10 protein-coding genes are annotated in these 9,606 nt (G+C 33.3%); 9 read left to right on the top strand and 1 reads right to left on the bottom strand.

Features of this window, described 5'->3' with window-relative positions:
* Positions 1 to 164 precede the first annotated feature (164 nt).
* From HHU12_RS31835 to HHU12_RS31800, 8 genes are all read left to right on the top strand, one after another.
* Positions 165 to 1,007: a hypothetical protein gene (locus HHU12_RS31835; protein WP_169660780.1), complete on the top strand. Its 843-nt coding sequence runs from the start codon at positions 165 to 167 to the stop codon at positions 1,005 to 1,007.
* 160 nt (positions 1,008 to 1,167) lie between these two features.
* Complete coding sequence (locus tag HHU12_RS31830) at positions 1,168 to 1,620, top strand: DUF6452 family protein (RefSeq protein ID WP_169660779.1); 453 nt, start codon at positions 1,168 to 1,170, stop codon at positions 1,618 to 1,620.
* Positions 1,580 to 2,221, top strand: coding sequence for a hypothetical protein (locus HHU12_RS31825; RefSeq protein WP_169660778.1), 642 nt, complete (start codon positions 1,580 to 1,582; stop codon positions 2,219 to 2,221). Before HHU12_RS31830 ends, HHU12_RS31825 begins: the two co-directional genes overlap by 41 nt.
* Positions 2,222 to 2,373: 152 nt before the next feature.
* Positions 2,374 to 3,426, top strand: a complete 1,053-nt coding sequence (locus HHU12_RS31820; RefSeq protein ID WP_169660777.1) for a DUF4198 domain-containing protein — start codon at positions 2,374 to 2,376, stop codon at positions 3,424 to 3,426.
* 1 nt (position 3,427) lies between these two features.
* Complete coding sequence (locus HHU12_RS31815) at positions 3,428 to 4,108, top strand: HupE/UreJ family protein (RefSeq protein ID WP_169660776.1); 681 nt, start codon at positions 3,428 to 3,430, stop codon at positions 4,106 to 4,108.
* Between the two features lie 202 nt (positions 4,109 to 4,310).
* The gene (locus HHU12_RS31810; RefSeq protein ID WP_169660775.1) at positions 4,311 to 5,111 is read left to right on the top strand and encodes a VanW family protein; all 801 of its coding nucleotides are present in this window, start codon (positions 4,311 to 4,313) and stop codon (positions 5,109 to 5,111) included.
* 580 nt (positions 5,112 to 5,691) lie between these two features.
* A complete protein-coding gene (locus HHU12_RS31805) occupies positions 5,692 to 7,911 on the top strand; it encodes a TonB-dependent receptor (protein ID WP_169660774.1) in 2,220 nt (739 codons plus the stop codon).
* Between the two features lie 384 nt (positions 7,912 to 8,295).
* A complete protein-coding gene (locus HHU12_RS31800) occupies positions 8,296 to 8,475 on the top strand; it encodes a hypothetical protein (protein ID WP_169660773.1) in 180 nt (59 codons plus the stop codon).
* A 57-nt stretch (positions 8,476 to 8,532) separates the two neighbouring features.
* Here HHU12_RS31800 and nrtS read toward each other — a convergent pair whose 3' ends face one another.
* The gene (gene nrtS, locus HHU12_RS31795) at positions 8,533 to 8,781 is read right to left on the bottom strand and encodes a nitrate/nitrite transporter NrtS (protein WP_205960054.1); all 249 of its coding nucleotides are present in this window, start codon (positions 8,779 to 8,781) and stop codon (positions 8,533 to 8,535) included.
* An 87-nt stretch (positions 8,782 to 8,868) separates the two neighbouring features.
* Between nrtS and HHU12_RS31790 the strand changes: the two genes are divergently transcribed.
* Positions 8,869 to 9,417 (top strand): RNA 2'-phosphotransferase, encoded by a 549-nt coding sequence (locus HHU12_RS31790; protein WP_169660771.1) that lies wholly within the window; start codon positions 8,869 to 8,871, stop codon positions 9,415 to 9,417.
* Positions 9,418 to 9,606: the final 189 nt, after the last annotated feature.

Here is a 9,606-nt window from a genome sequence, read left to right as displayed (position 1 = left end):
TTGGTAAACAGTTGTTTCTTCAATTTTCAAAAGCTCATTTTTAGTTATACTTTAAAATGTCTCAATACTTATCTATAATTACAATCACTTCATTTTTTCTCATAACCACTAAGTCGTACTCAACGACAATTGACAGTTTACAGATTTTTTTGGGAAAATATAAGATGCTTGAAAGTGAATATATTTATGAAGGTGGAGAATATTCACATCAGAAATCAACAGCATTAAGCATCACTAAACATCTTAATAACAAAGAGTTAACATCATTACAATCTAATAAAAATCTACTTGTTAGGTGTTATGCTTTCCAACAACTTTGCATAAATAATTCACCCAATGTAATTGCAGTAATTCAAAATAACATTTCTAGTAAATTGAAAATCAATAGGATTGATGGCTGTAATATTTCAGATCAACTACTGATAGAATATTATGTAGAATCTTGTTTTACAATTTCAAATCAAAATATAAGAACCAAAGCATTTCACTTGATCTACTCTTTCAATCGAACTGATTTATTGACTAAATATATAATAGCTAAAATTCCTGCTAATGAGCAAAATTATCCATTAATTGAAAAATCAATTTTAGAAGGAGATGACCGCTTCTTGTTTCTATTTTTGTCTTATAGAAAAGGAAATTATGACAGGCTGATTGAAAAGGCTGTACAACGAGATTCTATTAAGATAAGGACCATCAATTTGTTTCAATTTATCAAAGATGATGCGATACTCAACGATTTGTCAATTACATTTCTAGAGCAGAATGATCGTCTTCAACCATTGAGAAGAGAACGAGTTTTTTTAAACTTAATTAAATTAGAAAAGTTTGATTTAGTGATGAAATATAAAGATTTAGCAGAATATCAGAAGCCATTGTATATTGCTTTATATATGACGTGTACTTTTCCCGAAGTTCGTTTAGAATTTGAAAATAAATACCCCTCTTTCACTCATAAAATGAGACAGCAAATTGATGATTTTTATCCAGTAGACGTGACTTGGTAATTTTTATTTTTCTTAGATCTAATCGTTTAAAATGATTCTTTTTTATTAACTTCGTATTACTATTTTGAATTAATGATTTTTAAGGCTAATCTATTTACTCTGATAAAAATATAAACTACTATTTTTAGTCTCGAATCATCTAAAGCAAACATCAAATTTTATGAAACAACTTCTTCAACTCATCATTATGATGATGATCTTCACAGCTTGCAATGAGTGTCAATATGGAGATGAACCAATAATGGACCTTCATTTTTCATATGACTACGGAAAAAGCGAAGGTGATTATAATCCTCCTGATTATGACTATGTAAATTTCTTAGGTTCTGATAGTGTCATCGCATTTAGTTATGAATTAGCGTACCCACTCTCAATTGTATCGGATACCACCACATTGGTTTTTAGTGGAGGAGATCAACGAGACACCTTGTCGATCAAGTACAAACGAAATTTTAATTTTCAATCTAAGGAATGCGGATACACTGTAACTCTAAGTGATTTCCAAACACTAAAAGAAACTACTTTTGATAGTGTTTCATTTCAAATAATAGAAGGTTCTCAATCGATATATCATGACTCAAAAAATCAATACTTTATCAATATTATTAATTAGTGCTTTTCTCTTTTTGATTGTATCTCAATCTAGCCTTTACGCACAGAATCACCGTCCTCATCGTTTTGGCATTGACATCACCAAAACACTTACCCTGCCTTTAATTTCAAGTGGCCAAGGTTTCATCATTGAGCCTGTCTATTATTATGCAGATAAGGACAAAGAAGCCAAGTTCAAAGCCGTAATTGGATATAGTAACACCAGGTACGATAATATTTTTGTAAACAATAATATCAAAACTACGGGCTTTTATATTAAACCAGGGATAGGTACTTCCTTAGGTAAAAAGAATTTTGCCTTTCTCAATCTTCTTGTTTCTAATTATTCTATCAATAATAAATATGTTTTAGAAGGAAAATATTTTGGAGATTTCAACGGTGAATACACACACAATAACTTATTTGCACTAGGAATAGAACCTAATATTGATTTTGAAAATAACCTTGGCAAGAAAGTAAGTATGATTCTTTCACTTAGATTCACCTATATTTTCTATAACCCTGAAAACAAAGATTACCCTGTTTATTATGTTCCTGGTGCCGGTATTACCAACGGAAATCAAGTTTCAGCAGGTCTCAGTTTTTATTTAATTATTCAATAAAGTACTATAGTAGTATAATTAAAGTCATCACTCAAAAAAACGTATTTCGTGAAGTATTAGCATTGTTATTAATATTCTAACAAAAAACTCTTTATTTTTGCCCGAAATAGCTAAACACAACAAATTCACAAATAAACTTCGATAACGAAAATATGAAATTCAATACAAAGGGCATTTCTAAAAAATTAATCCATAGAATCATTCAGCCATTTTATTTATTAGCGGCAGTGACCCTATTATGTAGTCATGACCTGTTTATCAAAATGGATACTTACTTCTTGAAACCTAATCAAGAAGCTGTATTAAGCTTGTATAATGGAACTTTTGAGGAAAGTGAAAATACAATTTCTCCAGACCGTTTGCTAGATGCTTCTGTCCTTTCACATGGTAACAGAGTACGCATCAGTGCTGAACAATGGAAAGATCAAGACAGCACAATTACGCAACTTCCTTTTATAACGGGTGAAGCAGGTACATATGTTGTTGGTGTTTCTACGAAAGAAAGAAGCTTAAAACAGACGGCCAAAGACTTCAATGATTACTTGAAACATGATGGCGTTTTGGATATGCTAAAAGAGCGAACTGAAACGAATACTTTGGATCAGGATGTGAATGAAAGCTACCAAAAACATGTGAAAGCAATTTATCAGGTAGGCAATGTAAAAACAGAGGACTGGAAAACGGTATTGGGTTATCCAATCGAGTTTGTGCCGGTGAGCAACCCCTACGAGAAATACAGCGGTCAATCATTGGATGTGAAGCTTTTATTGGATGGTCAACCATTGGCAGGGCAATTGGTTTATGCAGATCATATCACTCATGCTCATGCACATTCTCACGACGATCACAGTCATCAGCATTCACATGATCATGAACATGCGGATCACGATCACACGCATACTAGCGGACAACAATTACGCACCAACGAACAAGGTATTATTACGGTCGATTTACCAGAAGATGGTATTTATTTCCTACGTACTATCCATATGGCAAAGGTGGAGAATTCAGACATTACACATGAGTCAAAATGGAGTACTTTAACTTTTGAAGTGACACACGAACACGGTGCACATACGCACACGCATCACCATGATCATGACCACGAACATCATCATGAAGCAGAGTTCCCTACTTGGTTATTTATTATTGGTAGTATTGCTGTTATTGGCGTATTATTCATGGTTTTCAGAACAAAGGAATAAGATGAAGTTAGATCGTAAAAAAGCATTATCGCTACTGTTTCTTTTCTTGCCTTTAGTCGGTTTTGCACATGATGTGACCAGTGCTGATCAGGAAATTTTGCGTCAAGGAGGTCTGTTGGCCTATATTCAAGTAGGTGCAACACACATGCTCACAGGGTATGATCATTTGCTTTTCATAGCAGGTGTTGTCTTTTATTTGAATGGTTTTAAAGATATTGTAAAATTTATCACCGCCTTTACCATTGGTCATTGTATTACATTGATCGGGGCCACTTATATGGGCATTACCGCCAATGAACATTTAGTAGATGCTGTGATTGCGTTGAGTGTTCTTTATAAAGGGTTTGAAAACTTAGGAGGCTTTAAAAAACTCAATATAAAATCACCAAATTTACTGCTGATGGTTGTTATTTTTGGATTGATTCACGGGTTTGGTCTTTCTACAAGATTACAATCTTTTGAAAACGGAACAGAAGATCTACTGGCTAAGATTCTATGTTTTAATCTTGGTGTTGAAGTCGGTCAGATTGTAGCCTTAATCCCTATTGTGTTTGTTATTACTTTCACAAGGAAAAATAAACAGTTCCCGGCATTTTATAAAGCTGTTAATTGGTACTTGGTTATAGCGGGTATTGGACTGTTTTTTATGCAAATGTCTGGGTATTTTTCGGGAGGGCATTAGAACTTAAATTTTTATCCATAAGAAATAGAATATTACTTGGGTGGTATTCTATTTTTTTTGATAAAATATTCTAAGTGACATTTCAAACATACTCTAAATAAAGTACAATTTCTTTTTAGCGAAGAAGAAAGGAAATATCTCAGTTTTTTTCGGATATTTGAGTAATTAAACTATTACAAACAAAAGGCAAACTTTAAGCATAATGAACGAAATAGAAAAGCCAATTAAAAGAGGGCTGTTAAGACAACTGTTGGGTAAAGAATATTACATTTTAAAGAGGAAAATTGATTGGTTTTTCGGAGATAAAAAATGGGTGAAAACTAAACAGCAAGACCTTTTAAAAAATACAGTATTTCAACATAAATCAATGATTTTAAGACCACTGAAAGATGTTGAGATGTATTTGCAAGAAAACAAAAGAACTAATCTTTCTATAGCGATTTCACATATTGACAAAATCATTATCCAACCTGGTGAAACATTTTCAATCTGGAAACTTGTAGGCAGACCAACCAAGAAAAAGGGGTATTTGGAAGGGCTTATTTTAAGTCAAGGAAAGATTGATAAAGATACAGGAGGCGGACTTTGTCAGTTGGGCAATCTGTTGTTCTGGCTTTTTGCTCATTCACCATTAAGCATTACTGAACGCTACAGACATGGTTTTGATGTGTTTCCGGATATCAATCGGAAAGTACCTTTTGGAGCAGGAGCTACACTTTCTTACAATCACATAGATTTACAGGTAAAAAACGAAACAGCGAATACTTTCCAACTTCATCTCTGGCTCGATAAAACACACTTAAATGGTGAGTTAAGAAGTAAGGATAAGGTACGAGCAGAATATGAGGTAGTAGAACGAAATCATCAAATGAAACAACAGTATTGGGGTGGTTACTCAAGGCATAATCAAATTTTCCAGATTGAAAAAGAAGATGCCCTTGAGAAGGAAAAACTGTTAGTAGAAAATCATGCCGTAATGATGTACAATCCCTTCCTTGATTAATAAAAATAATGATCCGTATTACCTAATTACTACCATACGGATCACCTCTTTTTTTCATATTTAATGACTCTTTCCAAACTTAAAAAGGTTTCTTTCCTAAGATTTTTTATTCGTTCATAATTCACTAATTTCGCCACCAGAAAACTCACAATGTAACAAAGTTTACCATTAGATTTTTCTAACATAAGTATTAAGTCAAAAATAAATCATAGTTAATTCTATTTAGTATAAGATAATTTTGAATTTGTACTTTATACTTCATTTCTTTCAACTAATACAATTTTATGGTATAACTAAACTTCAACTTTTCAATAGCATTTCTATGCTCTTCTTTTCAAGATGAAATCTTAAATTTTCATCAAAACAAAAACAAACTAACGACATATTAAGTACTTCTAACACCTCTCTTTTCACCTTCAATAATTTTTTACATGAATTATTCAGTCCCTTCACATTAGGGTCACTGAACTATACATCGTTTTTATTCTTGAATATAAAAAAACAGGTTAGTTAGAGCATGTCGATAAAACAAACAAATTAATAACAACCTATAAATCTTTCTCTCTGAAGAAACAAACAGATGAAAACTAAATTTTTAACTTACATTCTATTATTCCTAAATAGTTCGCTTTTCGCACAAACTATCTCAGGAACAGTCATCGGGGAAAACCAAAAACCCATTGAGGCAGTCAACATTCTGAACAAAAACAATGATTATCACTCCCACTCCAACCCTCAAGGAGAATTTAAAATAACAGATTGTAATATTGGTGACACGTTACAATTTTCCATTGTAGGTTTTTACACACAAGTGAAGGTGTTGAAAGACCTTAATGAGGAAATCTCTATTGTTTTAAAGGAACAAATCGTTAGCCTGGAAGAAATAAGTATTTCTTCGCGAGTGGATGCTCATCATATCATGACAGATATTGATATACAGAAAAACCCCGTTAATTCCTCTCAAGATATCCTTCAAAAAATTCCGGGAATTGTGATTGGTCAGCATGCCGGTGGCGGTAAAGCGGAGCAGATTTTTCTAAGAGGTTTTGATATCGATCATGGTACAGATATTAATATTACTGTCGATGGACTTCCGGTCAATATGGTTTCGCATGCACACGGGCAGGGCTACGCTGATTTGCACTTTGTGATTCCAGAAACCGTTGAGAAAATTGACTTTGGGAAAGGTCCTTATTACCAAAAGAGAGGAAATTTTACGACTGCAGGCTACGTTGATTTCAGAACAAAACAAAAGCTGGACAATAGTTTAATCAAAATAGAAGCAGGTCAGTTTGATACCTACAGAATGTTAGGTATGTTCAACCTACTTGAAGGAGAAAAGCAAAGTGCTTATGTTGCTACTGAATTCCAATCTACAGACGGATTTTTTGAGAGCCCTCAGAATTTTAATCGTGTAAATTTATTTGGTAAGTATACCGCTCAACCTACAAGCAATGATATTTTGGGTGTGACCTTCTCTTATTTTGACAGTAAATGGGATGCTTCTGGACAGATTCCTCAGCGTGCTGTTAATTCGGGTCAAATCACTCGTTTTGGTGCTATTGATGATACTGAAGGGGGGGCTACTTCACGTAGTAATATTTTGGTGGATCATACTAAAATCATTGATAAAAATTCTTCTATTAAGAGTAAAGTGTATTTCAATAAATATGACTTTGAGTTGTATTCTAATTTTACATTCTTCTTGGAAGATCCTGAAAATGGTGATCAGATCAGACAAAAAGAGAGCAGAAATATTTTTGGCTTGAGCAGTGAATACAACAAGGCTTTTTCTTTAAATAACATAAGCGGTAGTTGGCAAGCAGGGATTACTTTACGTAATGATCAAAGTACTGATAATGAACTTTCTCATACGGTGAACAGATCTGAAACGTTGGAATATATGAAGTTAGGCGATATCAATGAAACGAATGTTGGTGTTTATGCTGGTACTTTCATTGACATCAACAAATGGACCATCAATCCTTCTGTGCGTTTAGATTATTTCAATTTCCAATACTATGACAAACTTACTCCTACCTATAAGACACAAGGTGAGAAAAGTGCTATTGTCAGTCCTAAATTGAATGTTTTCTATAATGCTACCAACGAGCTACAACTGTTTGTAAAATCAGGAAAAGGCTTTCACTCCAACGACAGCAGAGTGGTAGTGGCGACAGAAGGTCAGGAAATTTTACCGGCGGCATATGGTGTTGATGCAGGTTACATCTGGAAACCTACTTCAAAAATGTTGTTGAGCATGGCGTATTGGTATCTCTATCTTGAACAAGAATTTGTGTATGTGGGCGATGCTGGCATTGTGGAGCCAAGCGGAAAAACGGAACGTCAAGGGGTGGAATTGAGTTACCGTTATCAGCCTTTGCCATGGTTGTTCTGGAATGTAGATGTTAGTTACACACACGCCCGTGCAATTGATGAACCTGAAGGAGCAAACTATATTCCATTGGCACCTGATTTTACTTTAGTAAGTGGCTTAAATGTTATGCTGAAATCTGGAATTTATGGTGGTATCAATGTCCGTCATATCAATGACAGGCCTGCAAATGAAGATAACTCTATCATAGCTACAGGATACACGGTCACAGATTTCAACTTGGGTTATAAAATGAAGAAAATGAGTGTTGGTATTCAAATTCAAAACTTATTTGATGTAGAGTGGAACGAGACACAGTTCGCTACAGAATCAAGGTTAAAACATGAAACAGAACCAACTGAGGAAATTCACTTTACACCTGGTACTCCATTTTTCTTGAAAGGAATGATTCAGTATAATTTTTAATTGAGGAAGAGGTTATATAGTAGTTAAGAAGGAAGAGTTAAGAGTACTTGTGGTTCGTATTTTCGTTTTTATGGTAGTTCGGAAAAGAATTATTTTAAAACGATGATATCCGAATACAACATTTATTCTTAACTCTTCCTTCTTCCCTCTTAATTCTTAACTTTCACATAGCATTGAACGTTTGATTAAAAAAATCGGTTAAATCGCGAAGAATAATTCACTTTTTATAACTATCCGCATAATTTGTATGAATCAAATTAGTTATTATCTTGCAATAGAAAGATTCATTAACAAGGGATAAAAACACTTTTGGAACTATATACCTTATTTTAGTGTCAATAGAATTGAAGTGAAACCGATTTTTTGAATTAAAATTTATAATTCATGAGAGAGAGAAGACCAAGTAAACCAGCATTAGAATTAAAGCACGAGAATGGAAAAGTTGTTGTCTACGAGGATGATCAATGTATCAAATCCTTCAACAATGAATTAATGGCTTTGGGCTTTATTAATAGATTGAAGTTTGAAAAAATGGCTTTAAAACAGACTGCCTTACAGCTTTAAAAAAATCAAATCACCAATTATTTTTATCGTCATTTTTTAGTATCTAACCTAACGTATTCATCCTCCTACTTTTCTTGTTTTTTCTATCTTCTTTGTGTTTGCAGTAATTGCTTTCACTGAAGAGTAAGTAGAAACGGCATAGGGCACAAAATATGTAATCAAAATTTGAATTACCTGTTTATTGCTCAGCGTGTTTCCTATTATCGATTCCCCATGATTGATAAAAGCCAAAATTGTCCCCACAATAATGGAAAGTTTTAAGGCAGTTGTGACCACCTGCTTTGAAAATACTAATTTATATATCATCTGCATTTTATTCTTTTTAAATTGAAATAAGTACAAAGCAAAATTGTTTTACTCTTTGGTCAGATTTCCATCAAAAACTTAAATATAATGAACGATAAACAACTTAAAAGCATTGGGAAATTTCTCAGTTTGATATTGAGGCACAGACCCGAAACAATACATATACACCTTGATGAAAATGGTTGGACAGATGTTGAAATTCTTATTCAACAAATGAACAAGTTTCATAAACCAATCACTTTCGAGGAATTAAAATATTTGGTAGAAAATAATAACAAGAAAAGGTATTCTTTTAATGAGGATAAAACGAAGATCAGAGCCAATCAAGGGCACTCTGTAAATGTTGATTTAAACCTTAATGCCGTTACACCTCCTGATTTACTTTATCATGGCACTGCTGATAAATATCTGTCTAATATTTTGGAGGAAGGTTTGAAGAAAAAACAAAGACATCATGTGCATTTGAGTCTTGATATTGAAACCGCTACCAACGTTGGAAGGCGTCATGGTAAATTGGTCATTTTTGAAGTAGATGCTACAAGAATGCACAAGGATGGATTGCAGTTCTTTAAAAGTGATAATGATGTTTGGTTGACTGATGAGGTGCCGGTGGGGTATTTGAAGAAAGTGAAGTGATTTTTCACTAGAACTTTTAAGCTTTTTATACTTCAAAAAGGGCTTGTTCTTAATTATAAAAACAAGCCCTGAAAAAACTATAATTTAAATGAATCGTTACCTTATAATCCTTAAGTACTAAGTATTGAGACATTTTAAAGTATAACTAAAAATGAGCTTTTGAAAATTGAAGAAACAACTGTTTACCAA

This window comes from Flammeovirga aprica JL-4 (assembly GCF_012844305.1).
Lineage (GTDB): Bacteria > Bacteroidota > Bacteroidia > Cytophagales > Flammeovirgaceae > Flammeovirga > Flammeovirga aprica.
Note: the sequence above shows the minus strand (reverse complement) of the source record. Positions and strands in the feature narration are given on the sequence as shown.